A 15,400-nucleotide genomic window follows, 5' to 3' on the forward strand; every position below is an offset into this window, starting at 1 on the left:
GCATCCGCACGCTGCCGGAGGAGCGGAAGGTGCCGGCTCAGGAGTCTGCGTGAGCCAGCCGCCACACCGTGGCGGTGAACTGGGCAGCGACGGCCAGGCGTGCTGCTCCTGGGCGTCGAGAATCACGAAGTCGGCCTTGGCCCGGCGCAGGTAGTATCCGGCCGCCAGGCCCGCCTGGCCGCCGCCGATCACCAGGACGTCGACCTCGCGGGTCCATCGGTCATGCGGGGGTGAGCTCCAGCTCCACCGACCTTGGCGCGGGCTCTGTCAGTGGCGCGAACAGGGCGCCCAGCTTGTTCACCGCCTCGGGGATGATCCGGTAGTAGACCCAGGTGCCGCGCCGCTCGCCGTCGATCAGGCCCGCGGTGCGCAGGACCTTGAGGTGGTGGGAGATCGTGGGGGCGGTCAGGTCGAAGGCGTCGGTGAGGTCGCAGACGCAGGCCTCACCGCCGGCGTGGGAGCCGATCATCGACAGCAGGCGAAGCCGTACCGGGTCGGCGACCGCCTTGAGCATGACCGCCAGATCAGCCGCGTCGGTCTCCGACAGCGGCTCCCGAGCGATCGGCGCACAGCACTGGATCGTGACAGCGGTCATGCGGCACTCCCTACTTCGACATCTATCGAAACTATAGGCGATGGTAGGCGACCAAAGCCAACGCGGCGATCACGCAGGCGAGGGCCACCGCGCCCATGACCCAGCCGTAGCCGACCGCCTGGGCCAGCGCCACCGCTCCGAGCGGGGCCAGGGCCTTGTCGGTGACGGAGAAGGCGGCGATGCGGCCCGACAGCGAGGCGTATGCCGCCGCGTCGTACCGCTGCAGGAGCAGGTGCGGCAGCGTGATGGAGGCGATGCCGAAGCCGAGCCCGAATCCCAGCACGCAGCCGATCGCCCCCGAGACCGTGTGCCCGACCAGCGGCAGCAGCAGGACGGCGACCCCCTGGAGGGCGAAGATCGCGGCGGCGATGAGCGCGGCGGGCAGACGGCGCTGCAGGCCGGTGGTGAGCAGGCGCCCGGTCACCGACAGCACGCCCAGCAGCCCGGCCAGCGTCGCGGCCAGAACGGGCGAATGCCCGAGGTGGACAAGGTAGGTGATGAGCAGGACTGCCATCACCGCCGCCGCGCCGCCGTTGGCGGTGAAGGCGATCACCAGCAGCCAGAACGGCCGCCGCCGGGTGGCTGCCTTGACGATCTCGGCACGTTCTTCCCCTGTGGCGGGCTTCTGCTTGGTGCGGGTACGGCGGCGCACGACGAGCGCGTGCAGGGGGATCGCGGCCACGCCGTAGACCAGCGCCAGGATGACGAGGGCCTGACGCCAGCCGTGCCACTCCACCAGCAGGCCGGTGAGCGGCAGGAAGATCGAGGAGGCGAACCCGGCGACGACGGTGAGCGCGAGCAGCGCGTTGGCCCGGCCGCGCGCGCGAGCAGGGCCGTCGAACCAGCTGACGATGACGGCGAAGGCGCTCTCATAGAGCACCATCGAGCAGGCGACGCCGATGGCGGCGAAGACCGCGTACAGCTGGGGAAGACTGTCAACTCGGGACCAGGCGAGCACGGCGAGGGTGCCAAGGACGGATCCGGCGCTCATCAACCCCCGGCCGCCGTACGTGTCGAGCAGGCGGCCGACCAGCGGGGCGCACAGCGCGGCGACCAGGATCGAGGTAGTGAGGCCGGCGGCGATCTGAGTGGTGCTGGCCTGCAGGTCGGCCGCCATGGGGGTGAGGAAGACGGAGAAGGCGTAGTAGAGCACGCCGTACCCGATGGTCTGGGTCACGGCGAGGGCGGCCACGATCTGCCAGCCACGGCTGAAACGCGGCTGGCCGCCGTCCCTCGTGGGGACGGCGGGCCGGACGGTGGAGCTCATCTGCGTTCACCGGTGCAGGAGATCAGCTCACGCCCGTCTGGCGTGGTCGTCCAGAGGTCGCCCGCGTGGCCTTCGGCGATGAACCCCTGGGCCTGCAGCCGCCAGGTCAGAGTCCCGGCCATCCTGGCGATCGCGGGAGCGTAGCCGGGATCACTGCTCAGCCCGCGGGCGGTGACCAGGCGCTCGCCCAGCTGGTGGGTATCCAGCGGACCGTGCTCGCAGATGAGACGCAAAGCCTCCTTCTGCGCCGCGATCGGGTAACCCTCAGACATCAGACGCTCCTTGTTCTGCGGCTTCGGCGCTCGTCGGAAGCCGGCGAATTCAGCCGCAACCGCCGGTGCCGCAGCTGTCGCCACTCGCGCCGACGCTCGCCAGCGCGAGGGGCGTGGCCAGCAGGCCGCCGCTGATGCCGGTGGCCAGGCCGACGCGCTGCTCCTGGGCCTCGGCGAGGTTGGAGGAGCACACGCCGGTCTCGGGCAGGTCGAGCTGCACGTCTCGTGCGGCCTGCCAGTCCCCGGCGACCGCCGCGACGACTGAGCGGACCTGCTCGTAGCCGGTGGCCATCAGGAAGGTGGGGGCGCGGCCGTAGCTCTTGACGCCGACGGCGTAGTAGCCGGGCTCGGGGTGGGCGAGCTCGTCGACGCCGTGGGCGGGGACGGTGCCGCAGGAGTGCTGGTTCGGGTCGATCAGCGGGGCCAGTTGTCGGGTGGAGCCGAGGATCGGGTCCAGGTCCAGGCGCAGCTCGGAGGCGATGGTGTGGTCGGGCCGGTAGCCGGTCGCGGCCACGATGCGGTCTGCCGTGACGGACTGCTCGGCGCCGGACGGGTCATGGCTGACCACGGTCACCTGGTCGCCGCTCCGGGTGAGGGAGTGGGTGTAGAAGCCGGTCAGCAGGTGGATGCGGCCTGACTCGACGTGGGCGCGCAGGCGGGTGCCGAGCGCGCCGCGCGCGGGCAGCGCGTCGGCCGCGCCGCCGCCGTAGGTACGGGCGGCGCCGCCGGCGCGGATCGCCCAGGTGATCGGGGTGTCCTCCAGCTGTGCGAGGGCGAGCAGGGTGGTGGCGGCCGAGTGGCCGGCGCCGACGACGAGGGTGTGTCTGCCCTCGTAGCGCTCGCGGTCGGCGCCGAGGACGTCGGGCAGGGCGTGGTCGACTTCCACGGTGTTCTCGCCGTATGCGGGCAGGCCGCTGGCGCCCAGGACGTTCGGTGTGACGTAGGTGCCGGAGGCGTCGATGATCGCGCGGGCGCGCAGCTCCGCGCCGCCGTCGAGCCGGATCAGGAACGGGACGTCTTCGCGGCCGTTGGTCCGGACCCGGTCGTAGCCGAGGCGGCTGATGGCCGTCACCTTGGTGTGCAGCCGTACCTTGTCGCCGAACAGTTTGGCCAGCGGGGCGAGGTAGTCGGTGATCAGCTCGGCTCCGGTGGGCAGCCACTCGGGGTCGGGCTCGCTCCAGCCGTCGGCTTCCAGCAGGCGCTTGGCGGCGGCGTCGATGTTGAACTTCCACGGGCTGAAGACCCGGACGTGGCCCCACTGGGCGACCGAGGCGGCGACCTGCCGGCCGGCCTCCAGGATCAGGAAGTCCTGGCCGCGCTCGGCCAGGTGGGCGGCGGCGGCGAGCCCGACGGGACCGGCGCCGATCACCGCGACCGGCAGCGCGCCGGTGGCGCCGGAGGTGGCGATCTGCTCAAGTTCAAGGGACGCGGTGGTGCCGCAGCAGCTGTCGCTCATGAGGGCTTCTCCTGGGTCTCTGAAGGGTTAGCGGAAGAGCGGGACGGAGGTGCGCGAGCGGTCCGCGGCGGCGGCCGCGCGGCACGCGGCGTCGCACACCACGGCGTGTGCCTCGTCGAGCGTGACGTCCTGAACCCGGCGGATCCGGCGGAACAGAGCGCGCATCGCGCACCTCCTGTTTAGAAGTTCGTCGAATTAGTTGGCAGCTTGCCTCATTGATTAGAGAGATGTCAAATTAGAGGGGAGCCTAAGCTGCGAGGTGCATCCCTATCGGCCCGGCCGCGTCTACCCCAGTGACTCGCCCGAACCGACATGGAGGCACCTGATGACCACCCAGTGCTGCACGCCCGCCGCCCAGGAAACCTGCTGCGCCCTCGAAGCCAAGGTCGAGTGCTGCGGCACCGTCGACGACGAGGCCGCCGCCGAAGCGCCGAGCAGCTGCGGCTGCCAGTAACTGCCCGACAGGAAGTCCAGCTCATGACCCAGGCCGATCCCGCCGAACTCTGGCGGCAGATGCGCGAGCGCCTCGTCACCTTCGTGGCCCGGCGCATCGACCAGCCCGGCGACGCCGAGGACATCGTTCAGGAGGTCTTCCTGAAGATGAGCCAGTCCATAGACGGCGTCCGGCAGGAGGAACGGCTGGAGGCCTGGGTCTACCAGATCACCCGCAACGCCATCATCGACCACCACCGCCGATCAGCGACGATCGCTCGAACGCGTGCACAGGTCGCCGCCGACCGCAGCCTGCAGTTCGATGAGAGCGACGCCGAGGAGTCGGCTTTGCTGGCGCAGTGCCTGAAGCCGCTGGTCGCCGGGCTGGCCGAGCCCTACCGTGAGGCGATCGTCCTCACCGAGTACGAGGGTCTGACCCAAGCCGAGGCCGCTCGGCGGGCCGGCGCCTCCGTCCCCGGCATGAAGTCGCGGGTGCAACGCGCGCGCAGGCAACTGGGGGACCTGCTGGGCGCGTGCTGCCAGGTCGAGCTCGACGCGCGCAAGGCGGTCCGCTCCGTGGAGAAGCATGGGCACTGCCCCTGTTGAGGCTCAGCCGCAGCCGCCGCCGGGAGTACAGTCAGCCGGCGGGCAGCACGCCTGCAAGCTGGCCTGCAGGTCGCTCAGCGCTCTGCCGATCCTGGCCGGGTCGGCGCGGTAGTAGACCGTCTTCCACTCCCGCCGCGAGGTCAGCACGCCGCCGTCGCGCAGGGTCGCCAGGTGTGTGGAGGTGGCCGACTGCGCCAGCGACATGCGCTCGGCGACCTCGTTGACGGTCAGCTCGATCCCGCCGGAGAACAGCATGAGGATCTGCTGACGCGTGTCGCTGGCCATGGCCTTGAGGAAGCCGCGTGCCGCGTCGGTCAGCTCGATGTCGCTCGCCATCTCCATAGGATGACCCTACTCTTTCATATTGTCATTTCCTTATATGAGGATATGATGCCGCGCATGGACACCATCGTCATCGGCGGCGGCCAGTCAGGCCTGGCCGCGGCTCGATCTTTGCGCGACGCCGGACTCACGCCCGTCATCCTGGAGGCGGGCGAGCACCCCACCGGCTCCTGGGCCCACTACTACGACAGCCTCACCCTCTTCTCACCCGCCCGCTACAGCGCGATGCCCGGCCAGCCCTTCGACGGCGACGGCGACCACTACCCGCACCGCGACGAGGTCGTCGACTACCTGCGGCGTTACGCCGACCGCCTGGACGTGGAGATCCGCACCGCCACCCGCGTCAGCGCGGTGGAGGCCGACGGCTCCGGCGGCTTCCTGGTGCACCTCGAAGGAGGCGACACCCTTCGCACGGCCGGCGTGGTTGCGGCCAGCGGCTCCTTCGGAAACCCGTATGCCCCCGAGTTGCCTGGCCAGGAAGGCTTCACCGGCCAGCTCTTGCACGTGGCCGACTACCGCAATCCCAAGCACTACGCAGGGCAGCGGGTGGTCGTGGTCGGCGCGGGCAACTCCGCCGTCCAGGTCGCCTACGAACTGGCCGACAGCGCCGCCGTCACCCTGGCCACCCGCCAACCGGTCCAGTTCATGCCCCAGCTGGTCGACGGCAAGGACATCCACTACTGGCACACCACCACCGGCTTCGACTCCCTGCCCCCGCAGTGGCTGGCCCGCATCGCCACCGGCACGCTCGTCCTGGACACCGGCGACTATGCCGCCGCCCTGCAGGAGGGCCGGATGGACCGGCGCCCGATGTTCACCGGCTTCGACGGCGAGGACATCATCTGGTCCGACGGCACACCGGAGCGGGTCGACACGGTCATCTTCGCCACCGGCTACCGACCTCACCTGGACTACCTTCAGCCGCTCGGGGCCCTGGACGCCAGCGGGCTGCCGCTGCAGGTCGGCGGTCTGTCGACCACCCACCTGGGGCTGAGTTACGTGGGCCTGGAGTTCCAGCGCTCTTTCGCCTCCAACACCCTGCGCGGGGTGCACCTCGACGCCGCTCATGTCGCCACCCCGATGGCCGCCTACGCCGGTGGCGCTCTCGCCGCGTACGGCCTGTGACATGGGTGTGCCCGCCGGCGGTCCATCCGCTCCTGCGACGATCGCCTTCTGGGTCGCCATGTCAGATCTCCTCCTTTCTCCCAGCCTTCCGCTCGGACTGCTCGAAGGGATGAGGAGGAGGTCCCACCGTCGATCAGATAGGAAGGCGGCGAACGCTTCTCGGCAGGCCTCGAAGGGCCGTGGCGTTCAGCGTTGGTTCTCCGAGTTCAGCGGCACGCGTGACCACGTCGTGCAGGTCCTTGGCGATCCTGTCGCGGTCCTCCAGCAGGCCGAGCCGCTCGGCGTCCCCGCGCGCCTCCGCGCGCCTCCGCGAGCTCGAGAGCGATGGACGCCTGTCCCGCGAAGGATGTCACCATCTTCCTGTCGCCGCCGGTGAACGGGAGCCTTCCCGGGTGCTTCACCAGGGTGATCACCCCTCGTACGGCCTGTGCCGCACCGAGCGGCACCATGAGGGCCGGACCCGCGCCCAGCTCCGCCAGGCGATTCCGGAGACGTGTGCAGGTTGAGCTCCGTCGCCGGATTGCCGGTACTGAAAACAGCACCGGAGGCCGTCCCCTCAACAGGTACCCATGGGCGGGTGGCCGGGAGGGAAACCGTGCCCACGGACACTACGGCGTCCAGCAGCGCGTGCACCCTGTCACGCGTGGCCAGGACGGCGTTGAGCCGCGCCTGAAGCTCTTCCAGCAACTCGTCCAGGCGCATGTGTGGCATCAGCGGATTGGACGTATCGACCAGTCTTCCATTCGCAACGATGAATGGCCCATCCCTCGGAGATCTGTACGGCTATGCGGGCTCGCCTCCACCCGTTGCGGCCAAAGGCGCGGGCCCGTCTCGACCGGGCTTCACGCTCCCGTACAAGTCCGCGGTCTCTCTACCGGGTGCGGCTCCGCTCCCTGCGGATACGCCCTCTCCTCGCGGCTGAGCCGCCGATTCTTGACCGCCCCTCCTGTACGGGGATCACGCACCACATCAGTCGTCCGGCGCGGCGAAGGAGCATCGTTCATGGTGGACGAGGCCGACAGCGCCATTACCTTCGGGTGGTCGACACGATCGGGGCGCCGCCTCTCCGATGAGGCAGACGTCGGGCGGGCAAGCAGGCCGCATCCCGCCGCTGCCCATCTATGTCGACATCCCATGGGATTGGCCGCCTGAGACGCCTGCCCCGACGCCATCGACTCCCTCCGGACGACCATTGGCGGCCGGATCCTCCACCACCTGCGCCACATGCTGCCCGGACCTGGGACGACCGTGATGATCGGGAGTTTGCAGTGCTCGGCATACGAGCCCGAAGCTGGTAAGTGGGGCGGCATCCGTGAGAATCCATGACCAATCCAAAGACAGGCCAGATAGCCACAGATTCCCCCATGGCCTCTGTCGTGCCGCTCCACTTCCTGACGAACGCGCGAATCTCTTATCTTCAGGACCAGGAACGGTGGCGCGATGGATGAGGACCTGCGCACCGGGCTGGACGGCGTCGACTTCAAGATCGCCTTCGAGGTGGACCACGTGGACGAGGCCACCCGGCAGGGGTGGAGCGTGCTCATCCGGAGTCCCGTTCATCACCTTCCGCAGGGTGAGCGCTCGTCGGACGTCGAACCCTGGGCGGGTGGCGAACGCGACCTGTATGTGAGGATCCAGCCGCAGGAGATCACCGGTCGCCGGATCGTCATGCTCTGATCTTCGTGCCGATCGAGCCGTGGAGCCGTCCGGGCGCCCCGTGACAGCAGGTCCGACGCTGACGGGGCGTCATCGGCCGGTCAGCGGGTATGCCGTCCCGGTGAGGCTCTGCCGGCCCGGCCCGGCCCGGCTCGGGTCGGGTCGGGAGAGGCCTGTGTCGATCACGACGGTGAGGGCGTCAATCGGCGCAACAGCCACGAGGAGACAAGCCATGACCGCGGGAAGCGACCTAGGACGCCGCATCGCACACCATCGCGAGCGCCTCGGGCTCAGTTACGACGAGCTGGCCGAGCGGACGGAGCTGTCCTCGGGATATCTCCGCTACCTGGAGGAGAGTCCGGGCTCGCCGACGACAGAGTCGCTCATCAGGCTCGCCCAGGCTCTGGACACGACCGTCGACGACCTGCTGGGCGAGGGCACCGACCGTCCGCAGGGGCAGGGGCCCGCCATGGCACATCCCACGCTGGAAGTGCTGGAAGAGGACGAGTGCCTGCGCCTCGTCGCGCCCGGCGGCATCGGCCGCGTCGCCTTCGGCGGCCAGCGGGGGCCGACGGTGCTTCCGGTGAACTACCACTTCGTCGACGGTGCGGTGGTCTTCAGGACCGCGTACGGCGGGCCCATGGACGAGGACCTGCGCACCGGACTCGAGGGCGTGGAGATCAAGGTCGGTTTCGAGGTCGACCGCATCGACGAGGCCAGACGCGAAGGATGGAGCGTGCTCATCCAGGGACCGGCCCACCACGTCAAGCCCGACGAGATACCGCAGGTCAGCGTGACACCGTGGGCGGGAGGCGAGCGTGAGCTCTACATCCGCATCGTACCCTCGCAGATCACCGGCCGGCGCATTCACAACCTTTGAGCCGCTGGCGAGGAGCGAGCAGCGGCTGGCATCAGCGGAAGAGAACCTCGTCGACGGTGCACCAGATGACGTCCTCTCTCTGCCACGAGCACCTCAGGTCTGAGGGAATCGTGAAGCCGTCGAACAAGATCTCGCGCCCGAGCAGGCGGCGGTGAATCTCTCGTAGCGGTCCTCGTGCCAGCGGGACAGGCTGACAGACTCCAGCCGGCCGTCGGCCGCGATGGCCAGAGTCATGTCATGGTCGTGCAGACGGGCGATGACGTGCCGCTCGTCGACCGGCTTCCAGACGACACTCGGGTCGAGAGCGACGGCGGGAACCATGACGAACTCGGAGGCCAACCTTCCGAGGGCGCTGCGCGCCGTGTCAGGGCTGCTTGAGGACCGCACGGGAATGAGGCCGAGAAGGTGCCAGCGCATCTCGCCCGAGCCGTCGCGGTAGGTCGAACCCGTTCGCCAGGAGGGTGCTGGTCGCCCACACGTATCCCTCCAAGGGCGCGAGCACCTGCCGGGCGTGGAAGCCCCGCCACGACGAGCCCAGCTTGATCGCTTCATCGCGACCTCCCCACGAGTTCGTGCGCGGGCTGGACGACCACGACGGGACAGCGAGAGTGGTGCGGCGCGCCGTGGCTGACCGAGCCGAGCAGCGCGGAGCGGAGCGGACCACGGCAGCGGGAGCCGACGACCACCACATCGGCCTCGGCCGAGGCGCGCCTGATCGCGGGCACGGCCGCGCCGCAGATGATGTCCTCGACGACTTACACCTGGGGGTAGCGGTGGCGCCATGGCGCGAGCAGCGCCTGTGCTTTCCGCTTCTCCTGCTCGAACAGCTCACCGAAGACCGGGCCGTGGCCGAGGGCGAACGGCGAGAAGGCCGGAGGCTGCCAGGCGTGCACGGCTCGCAGCCGTGCCCCGCGAAGACCCGCCTCCTCAGAGGCGTTACGCAGGGCCGCCTCGGAGTGCTCGTCGAACCCGACGGCGACGACGCCGTGCTGCTCTTGGGCGACCTCGTGCACGACGGCGACGGGGCAGTCCACGCGACCGGCGAGCGCCGCGCCGGTGGAGCCGAGGCGCGCGCCGGGGAGCACCCTGGAGCCTCCCGCGCCGACCACGAGCAGCTCGGCGTTGGCCGCCTCCTCCTGCAGCGCCTCCACAACCGGGCCTCCGGCCAGCGTGGTGGTGATGCCCAGGTCCGGCCGGTGCTCCCGAGCGTCGGCCGCTGCCGCGTCCAGTACGGCCTGGCCGTACTCCGCGAGGCTCGGGTAGGCGTCGGCGGAGGACGGCCGTAGGCATGGACTCCTGCCACGTGGACGATCCTCAGCGGGCGGTTCCTGCGGGCGGCTTCGTCGGCGGCCCAGTGCGTGGCGGCCCGCGAGGCGGGCGAGTCGTCCACTCCGACGACGATGTCTCTTGTCATGTTCTCATCGCACCGCGCGCGCCCCTCTGGCGCTGGGGGCGAACGTCCCTGATGTATGGGACTTCCGTACCTCCCGCGGGGGCGACGGGGTGAGGCCGGACGAGGCTTTCCCGGCACAGAGAGGACCTTCGTCCCTACTGGTGCCCTCGCCCTCCCGCGAAGACTGGTCTCGGGGGCCATGTCCCGCCTCCCAGACACGACCCGGAGACATCACGTGGCCATGGACGAGACCCGACTGGAGCAGATGCAGCGCGAACATCGAGGTCTCGGCGTGCTCCTTGTCCGGGCCGGTGAGAGCGCCATCCTTGCCGAAGTGCAGGACGGTGTTCGCGCTGTTCCAGTTCTCGAGACCTGGAGGCCGCCGTGGATCTCGCGGCCCAGGTCGGTGCTGGCGAGGTGGTCGCAGGCGAAGATGGTGCGGACGGCGCGGCCGAGTTCTTGGTAAATGAGGTGTTCGGGGCCGCCGCGAGTGAAGCGGCACTCGAGAAGCGGGCGTGGGACATCCCTTTGATCTTCGACGTGTAGACACTGTCTACTCGGCTGTGGTAGACAGTGTCAATGCGCGAGGAGGACGCGGGGCTGCGTGCCCGTCTGATAGAGGTCGGCGTGGATTTGGTGACCCGCGAGGGGACGCAGGCGCTGTCACTGCGTGAGATCGCCCGGCGGGCCGGAGTCTCGCACGGCGCACCGCGCCGCTACTTCCCCACCCACCTGGAGCTGCTCTCCGCCATCGCCCGCGAGGGCTTCGCGGCCCTGGGCGCCGAGGTCGCCCGGGCGCTGGGCGATGGCCGGGCGGATCCGCGCGCGCAGTTGACCACGCTGGGCCGGGCATATCTCGACTTCGCGCTGGCCAACCGCGGCATGTACGAGCTGATGTTCCGCCACGACCTGCTCGAGAGCAACCATCTGGGCCTGCGGGAAGCCAGTCTTCCGCTGTTCCACGTCGTGATGGATCTGCTGGCCCGGGCAGGCCTGCGGCCGGGCGTGGACCCGCGGATCGCCACGGGCGCCCTGTGGGCGAACGCGCACGGCATCGCCCAACTATGGGCCTGGGGCAGCCTGCAAGTGACCACCGGATCGGCCGAGCCCGAACCGCTGCTGCGGGCCGCCCTGGAGGCGCACCTCGGGCCGGAACCGCGGTGAGGCCGGGACGCCACCGCCAACTCACGCTGGCCGCCAGCGTCACGGGGGCGGTCATCGTCGCCCTCGACGGAACCGTGCTCACCATCGCCCAGCCCGCCCTGCAACGGGACCTGCACGCCTCGTTCGCGCAGGTCCAGTGGACCAGCACCGGCTACCTCATCGCCGTGGCCGCCCTGCTCGTCCTCGCAGGCAGGCTCGGCGACCGCTACGGTCACCGGGAGGTCTTCGCCGCCGGAACCCTGGGCTTCGCCGCCACCTCGGCGGCGATCGCGCTGGCGCCCGGCATCGGCTGGGTCGTCGGCCTGCGCGTCGCCCAAGGACTCTTCGGCGCGCTGCTGCAACCGGCCACCCTCGGAATGCTCCGCGCCGCGTTCCCGGCCGAGCGGCTCGCGATGGCCATCGCGGTGCGCAGCGGCGCCATCGGCCTGGCGGCCGCCGCCGGCCCGCTCGTCGGCGGCGCGCTGACCGCCCACTTCGGCTGGCGTTCGGTGTTCCTCGTGAACGTCGCTCCCGCGCTCGCGATCGGCGTGGCCGCTCTGGCAGTGCGCGTGCCTGCACCGCGCGACTCCGGCGCGGGCGTCGGCACCGGTGCCAAGGCCGCTGCCGACGGCCGCACCGCCCGGCTCGGCCTGACCGGCGCCTGCCTGCTGGCCGCGGCCCTGGCGTGCCTGGTCCACACCCTGGTGGAGGTACCGCGCACGGGATGGACCGTGGGCACCGCGCTCGGGCTGACCGCGGCCGTCGCGGCGGGCGGCACGTTCGTCCAGCACCAGCGGGTCGCCGCCCACCCGCTGATACCCCGGCATGTGCTCGCGTCGGGGGCGCTGACAGCAGCGCTGGCCGTCCTGCTGGCGGCCTCCACGGCGATGTTCGGGGCGCTGTTCGTCGGCAGCTACTTCCTGCAGGAGGTCCTGGCGCTGGACCCGCTGCAGAGCGGGCTGCGCGTGCTGCCGCTGGCGGTGATGATGGTGGTCGGCGCGCCGGTCGCCGCCGTGCTACTGCGCCGGCAAGGTCCCCGCCGGACGGCCCTGGCGGCGATGGCCCTGGTCAGCTCGGGAATGCTGCTGCTGGCCGGCGCGGACCGGTCGGCGGACTCACCGGCGATGGCGGGGGCGTTCCTCATGCTGGGCGCCGGTTTCGGCACGGTGATGGTCACGGCGACGGCCGTCGTCGTGCAGCAGGCGTCCGCCGACGACGCGGGAGTGTCCGGCGGGCTGAAGCAGACCATCATGAACATCGGCCCGGCGCTGGGCATCGCCCTGGCCACCACGTCGATCACGCTCATCGCGCCCGGCCTGGCCGCCGGACAGGCCGTTGACGGGGGATCACGGTGGACGGCCGCGGCCTTCGGCGGCGCGATGGGGCCCACGCTGCTGCTTCTCGCGGCCGTCGTCGCGCTCGGCGTCCCAGCCGCAGCCAGGCTGCCCTCGCGCGCCGCCGGCCCGCTGCCGCCGCCCGCCAGCGGTGGCAGCGGGCTGCCGCGTCGCCCGTAACGGTGATGCGCAGGATGTCATCCAAGTGCAGGCTGATGAGAGCGACATCGATGCACCCACTGGCGGCGGTGTTCTGTGGCCCGTAGTCCGCCGCCGCATCGAAGGCCACAGCTCGTTGCCCCGACGTTCATCCGCACCCCGGGGTACGGCCGAGGCGCTGTCCGACCCGGCGTTCGAGGCGGACGTGATCGAGCGCATCGCGGCGCTCCACCCGATAGGAGAGCCCATGGACGTGGCCGGGCCCGCCGCCTCCCTGATCACGGGGCACACACTGGTCGTCGACGGAGGATGGACGGTCCGATGAGGAAGCTGGAGTTCGAAGACACCTTCGAGGGCGATCGTGTCGACGAGACGAAGTGGGTCCCCTACTACCTGCCGCAGTGGACCACGCGTACGGCCGCGGCGGCCCGCTACCGGCTCGGCGACGGCATGCTCCGGCTGCGGATCGAGGAGGACCAGCCGCCCTGGCGCCCCGAGACGGAGGGTGACCTGCGGGTCTCGTCGCTGCAGACGGGCCTTTTCTCCGGTCCGGCAGGCACTCGCATCGGGCAGCACGGCCGCGGCGCGGTGGTCCGGGAAGAGCAACCCGAGCTGAGGCTCTACACCCCCCAGTACGGCCGGATCGAAATGCGTGCGAAGGCCGTCGACGACCCACGCTGCATGGTGGCGCTGTGGATGATCGGCTTCGAGGACGAGCCGGAGCGCTCCGCCGAGATCTGCGTGGCGGAGATCTTCGGCCGCGACGTCGGCCCCGATGAGGCGCGAATCGGCATGGGCCTGCATCCCTTCGGCGATCCGTCGATCACCGACGACTTCACGGTGGAGACCCTGCCCATCGATGCCCGCGAGTTCCACGTGTACGCCGCCGACTGGACGCCCGGCCACGTGTCCTTCTCCGTGGACGGGCAGCACGTCAGAACCGTGAATCAGGCGCCGGCGTATCCGATGCAGCTCATGCTCAACATCTACGAGTTCGAGCCAGGAGGCGCCTACCCGAAGGAGTTCGCAGTCGACTACGTTCGCGGCTACGCATAGCGGCCCACAGCGCGATGGCGATGTACGGGGTTGAGTAGCAGTGGTACAGCCGTCAGTGGTGAGATTCATCTTGCTCGCCATTGGGCGGCAGGGCCGCCTGATACCCGGAGTGTCGTTACCGCTTCCCGCTGTCGAAACTGACGGGCGTTGCGGCGGGCCCGTAGCTCGCGCAGGTCAGGAATGTGGTTGTACAGCGTGCCCGCGCTCACCTCGAGCAGCTTGGTGATCGAAGTGACCGAGTGTTAGGGGTTGGGCAGCAAATCCCGGGCCGCGCTCAGGCTCTCGGGGGTGGTGACGCTGGGCCGGCCGCCGACGCGCCTCGGGCGGGGGCTTCGGCCAGACCGTCGCGGATGCCGGCGATGACGAGTTCGCGGATGAATGCGGCCAGGGCGGTGAAGACGTGGAGGACCAGCCGGCCGCCTGGGGTGGTGGTGTCGAGGTCGAGAATCTCTTCATTGCTACCGGGACCCCCCATAGTGCTGCGGGACAGGGCCCGGCTGATGGCCGAGGAGGCAGAGAACGCCAACGCGTACGGCTGGTCCGTCCACGACCTCGCCTCCCTCTCCAGAACGACGCCGACGTCGCCCGAGCGCTGGAGAAGTTCGTGGAGGTCCAGCACGACGAGCACGCGCACGTACGCGGCGCCCGGTGGGCGTGACCGCTACATCGTGGTGCCCGTCGAGCAGGTGTCCGGCCGCAGGATCACCACGGCGGGCCTTGCCCAGCCGGCTTTCGAGTCCTGGCCAGACACGCCTCAGCCCAGGTCGGCCGCGACGTCAGGCACAGAGGTCTCCAGTCTGCGGGGGGGACGCCGATAGCCGGTCGAAGGCGGCCTGCGCGGCATCTCCATCCTCGTCCGCCGCACCTCCTGGTAGGGGATCGTGGACAGCAGGTGCGAGATCATGTTGATCCTGGCTCGCCGCTTGTCCTCGCTCTCCACGTCATACCAGGGCGCCTCCGGAATGTCGGTGTGGACGAGCATCTCGTCCTTCGCCCTGGAGTACTCCTCCCACCTGGTGACCGACTCCAGGTCCATCTCCGACAGCTTCCACCGCCGCATCGGGTCGTCCAGACGCGCCCGGAAGCGCCGCTCCTGCTCCTCGTCGCTCACCGAGAACCAGTACTTCCGCAGCAGGATGCCCTCCTCCACCAGCAACCGCTCGAAGATCGGGCACTGATGGAGAAACCGCGTGTACTCCTCCTGGGTGCAGAAGTCCATCACGCGCTCGACCCCGGCCCGGTTGTACCAGCTGCGGTCGAAGAGCACGATCTCCCCCGCGGCGGGCAGATGCTGCACGTATCGCTGGAAGTACCACTGCGACCGCTCTCGTTCCGTCGGCGCGGGCAGTGCCGCGATCCTGGTCACCCGCGGGTTGAGGTATTCCGACACTCGCTTGATCGCGCCGCCCTTCCCGGCCGCGTCACGGCCCTCGAAGAGCACCACGACCCGCTGTCCTTCGGCGCGGACCCACTCCTGCAGCTTCACCAGCTCGCCTTGAAGACGCAGGAGCTCCTTCTCATAGAGCTTGCGCGGCAGTTTGTCCCGTCCCATGCCATCGGATCCTAAGTTGAGCTCTTCGGGGATCCGCTCAAGGGCGTGCGCGTCCTCACCCGCGAGTCTCGGCTGCACGACGAGAGGACCGAGGTCCTCTTACGGTGAAACCTTCGGCACTACGGCACAGCC

The 15,400-nt window shown here is 70.0% G+C and carries 20 protein-coding genes and 3 pseudogenes; 10 read left to right on the forward strand and 13 right to left on the reverse strand.

Annotation, left to right across the window (positions count from 1 at the left end):
• Positions 1-110: 110 nt before the first annotated feature.
• The 6 genes and pseudogenes from ABFX55_RS21840 to ABFX55_RS21865 form a co-directional block, all read right to left on the reverse strand.
• Positions 111-195 (reverse strand): annotated as a pseudogene (locus ABFX55_RS21840) (NAD(P)-binding protein); the annotation flags it as partial.
• 25 nt (positions 196-220) lie between these two features.
• Positions 221-595 carry a metalloregulator ArsR/SmtB family transcription factor gene (locus ABFX55_RS21845; RefSeq protein WP_346123737.1) on the reverse strand — a complete coding sequence of 125 codons (375 nt, stop codon included), beginning with the start codon at positions 593-595 and terminating at the stop codon, positions 221-223.
• Positions 596-626: 31 nt separating this feature from the next.
• Complete coding sequence (locus ABFX55_RS21850; protein ID WP_346123739.1) at positions 627-1,862, reverse strand: MFS transporter; 1,236 nt, start codon at positions 1,860-1,862, stop codon at positions 627-629.
• Positions 1,859-2,134 carry a hypothetical protein gene (locus tag ABFX55_RS21855; protein WP_346123741.1) on the reverse strand — a complete coding sequence of 92 codons (276 nt, stop codon included), beginning with the start codon at positions 2,132-2,134 and terminating at the stop codon, positions 1,859-1,861. The genes ABFX55_RS21850 and ABFX55_RS21855 overlap by 4 nt, the downstream gene beginning before the upstream one ends.
• 49 nt (positions 2,135-2,183) lie before the next feature.
• Positions 2,184-3,590, reverse strand: a complete 1,407-nt coding sequence (locus ABFX55_RS21860; RefSeq protein WP_346123743.1) for an FAD-dependent oxidoreductase — start codon at positions 3,588-3,590, stop codon at positions 2,184-2,186.
• A 27-nt stretch (positions 3,591-3,617) separates the two neighbouring features.
• Positions 3,618-3,755 (reverse strand): hypothetical protein, encoded by a 138-nt coding sequence (locus ABFX55_RS21865; protein ID WP_346123745.1) that lies wholly within the window; start codon positions 3,753-3,755, stop codon positions 3,618-3,620.
• A 160-nt stretch (positions 3,756-3,915) separates the two neighbouring features.
• On the opposite strand from ABFX55_RS21865, the gene ABFX55_RS21870 reads away from it, so the two are divergent.
• Together ABFX55_RS21870 and ABFX55_RS21875 are read left to right on the forward strand one after the other, a co-directional pair.
• Complete coding sequence (locus ABFX55_RS21870; protein ID WP_346123747.1) at positions 3,916-4,044, forward strand: hypothetical protein; 129 nt, start codon at positions 3,916-3,918, stop codon at positions 4,042-4,044.
• A 23-nt stretch (positions 4,045-4,067) separates the two neighbouring features.
• A complete protein-coding gene (locus tag ABFX55_RS21875) occupies positions 4,068-4,628 on the forward strand; it encodes a sigma-70 family RNA polymerase sigma factor (protein ID WP_346123749.1) in 561 nt (186 codons plus the stop codon).
• Between the two features lie 3 nt (positions 4,629-4,631).
• Here ABFX55_RS21875 and ABFX55_RS21880 read toward each other — a convergent pair whose 3' ends face one another.
• Positions 4,632-4,970, reverse strand: a complete 339-nt coding sequence (locus ABFX55_RS21880) for an ArsR/SmtB family transcription factor (RefSeq protein WP_346123751.1) — start codon at positions 4,968-4,970, stop codon at positions 4,632-4,634.
• Positions 4,971-5,027: 57 nt separating this feature from the next.
• Between ABFX55_RS21880 and ABFX55_RS21885 the strand changes: the two genes are divergently transcribed.
• Positions 5,028-6,095, forward strand: coding sequence for a flavin-containing monooxygenase (locus tag ABFX55_RS21885; RefSeq protein WP_346123753.1), 1,068 nt, complete (start codon positions 5,028-5,030; stop codon positions 6,093-6,095).
• Between the two features lie 206 nt (positions 6,096-6,301).
• Here ABFX55_RS21885 and ABFX55_RS21890 read toward each other — a convergent pair whose 3' ends face one another.
• Complete coding sequence (locus ABFX55_RS21890; RefSeq protein WP_346123755.1) at positions 6,302-6,637, reverse strand: GAF domain-containing protein; 336 nt, start codon at positions 6,635-6,637, stop codon at positions 6,302-6,304.
• Positions 6,638-7,508: 871 nt separating this feature from the next.
• Here ABFX55_RS21890 and ABFX55_RS21895 point away from each other — a divergent pair.
• Together ABFX55_RS21895 and ABFX55_RS21900 are read left to right on the forward strand one after the other, a co-directional pair.
• Positions 7,509-7,772, forward strand: coding sequence for a pyridoxamine 5'-phosphate oxidase family protein (locus ABFX55_RS21895; RefSeq protein ID WP_346124113.1), 264 nt, complete (start codon positions 7,509-7,511; stop codon positions 7,770-7,772).
• Between the two features lie 211 nt (positions 7,773-7,983).
• Entirely contained in the window at positions 7,984-8,631 is a 648-nt protein-coding gene (locus ABFX55_RS21900; RefSeq protein WP_346123757.1) for a pyridoxamine 5'-phosphate oxidase family protein, read from the forward strand.
• Between the two features lie 93 nt (positions 8,632-8,724).
• Here ABFX55_RS21900 and ABFX55_RS21905 read toward each other — a convergent pair whose 3' ends face one another.
• The 3 genes and pseudogenes from ABFX55_RS21905 to ABFX55_RS21915 all read right to left on the reverse strand — a co-directional run.
• Positions 8,725-9,183: a DUF6544 family protein gene (locus ABFX55_RS21905; RefSeq protein WP_346123759.1), complete on the reverse strand. Its 459-nt coding sequence runs from the start codon at positions 9,181-9,183 to the stop codon at positions 8,725-8,727.
• Positions 9,180-9,986, reverse strand: a pseudogene (locus tag ABFX55_RS21910) (universal stress protein). Before ABFX55_RS21910 ends, ABFX55_RS21905 begins: the two are co-directional and overlap by 4 nt.
• Positions 9,911-10,225, reverse strand: a pseudogene (locus ABFX55_RS21915) (universal stress protein); the annotation flags it as partial. The pseudogenes ABFX55_RS21910 and ABFX55_RS21915, both read right to left, overlap by 76 nt.
• 183 nt (positions 10,226-10,408) lie before the next feature.
• On the opposite strand from ABFX55_RS21915, the gene ABFX55_RS21920 reads away from it, so the two are divergent.
• The 5 genes from ABFX55_RS21920 (at position 10,409) to ABFX55_RS21940 (ending at position 13,716) form a co-directional block, all read left to right on the forward strand.
• Entirely contained in the window at positions 10,409-10,570 is a 162-nt protein-coding gene (locus ABFX55_RS21920) for a hypothetical protein (protein ID WP_346123761.1), read from the forward strand.
• A gap of 33 nt (positions 10,571-10,603) precedes the next feature.
• Positions 10,604-11,188, forward strand: a complete 585-nt coding sequence (locus ABFX55_RS21925; RefSeq protein WP_346123763.1) for a TetR/AcrR family transcriptional regulator — start codon at positions 10,604-10,606, stop codon at positions 11,186-11,188.
• Positions 11,185-12,681 (forward strand): MFS transporter, encoded by a 1,497-nt coding sequence (locus tag ABFX55_RS21930; protein ID WP_346123765.1) that lies wholly within the window; start codon positions 11,185-11,187, stop codon positions 12,679-12,681. The genes ABFX55_RS21925 and ABFX55_RS21930 overlap by 4 nt, the downstream gene beginning before the upstream one ends.
• A 115-nt stretch (positions 12,682-12,796) precedes the next feature.
• Positions 12,797-12,985: a hypothetical protein gene (locus ABFX55_RS21935; protein ID WP_346123767.1), complete on the forward strand. Its 189-nt coding sequence runs from the start codon at positions 12,797-12,799 to the stop codon at positions 12,983-12,985.
• On the forward strand, positions 12,982-13,716 hold the full coding sequence (locus tag ABFX55_RS21940; RefSeq protein ID WP_346123769.1) for a glycoside hydrolase family 16 protein: 735 nt from the start codon (positions 12,982-12,984) through the stop codon (positions 13,714-13,716). Before ABFX55_RS21935 ends, ABFX55_RS21940 begins: the two co-directional genes overlap by 4 nt.
• A gap of 274 nt (positions 13,717-13,990) precedes the next feature.
• Here the strand turns inward: ABFX55_RS21940 and ABFX55_RS21945 are convergent, their stop codons facing one another.
• Both ABFX55_RS21945 and ppk2 read right to left on the reverse strand, forming a co-directional pair.
• Positions 13,991-14,350: a recombinase family protein gene (locus ABFX55_RS21945; RefSeq protein WP_346123771.1), complete on the reverse strand. Its 360-nt coding sequence runs from the start codon at positions 14,348-14,350 to the stop codon at positions 13,991-13,993.
• A gap of 120 nt (positions 14,351-14,470) precedes the next feature.
• A complete protein-coding gene (ppk2, locus tag ABFX55_RS21950; protein WP_346123773.1) occupies positions 14,471-15,268 on the reverse strand; it encodes a polyphosphate kinase 2 in 798 nt (265 codons plus the stop codon).
• Positions 15,269-15,400: the final 132 nt, after the last annotated feature.

It is taken from the genome of Nonomuraea roseola, from assembly GCF_039535395.1.
Lineage (GTDB): Bacteria > Actinomycetota > Actinomycetes > Streptosporangiales > Streptosporangiaceae > Nonomuraea > Nonomuraea roseola.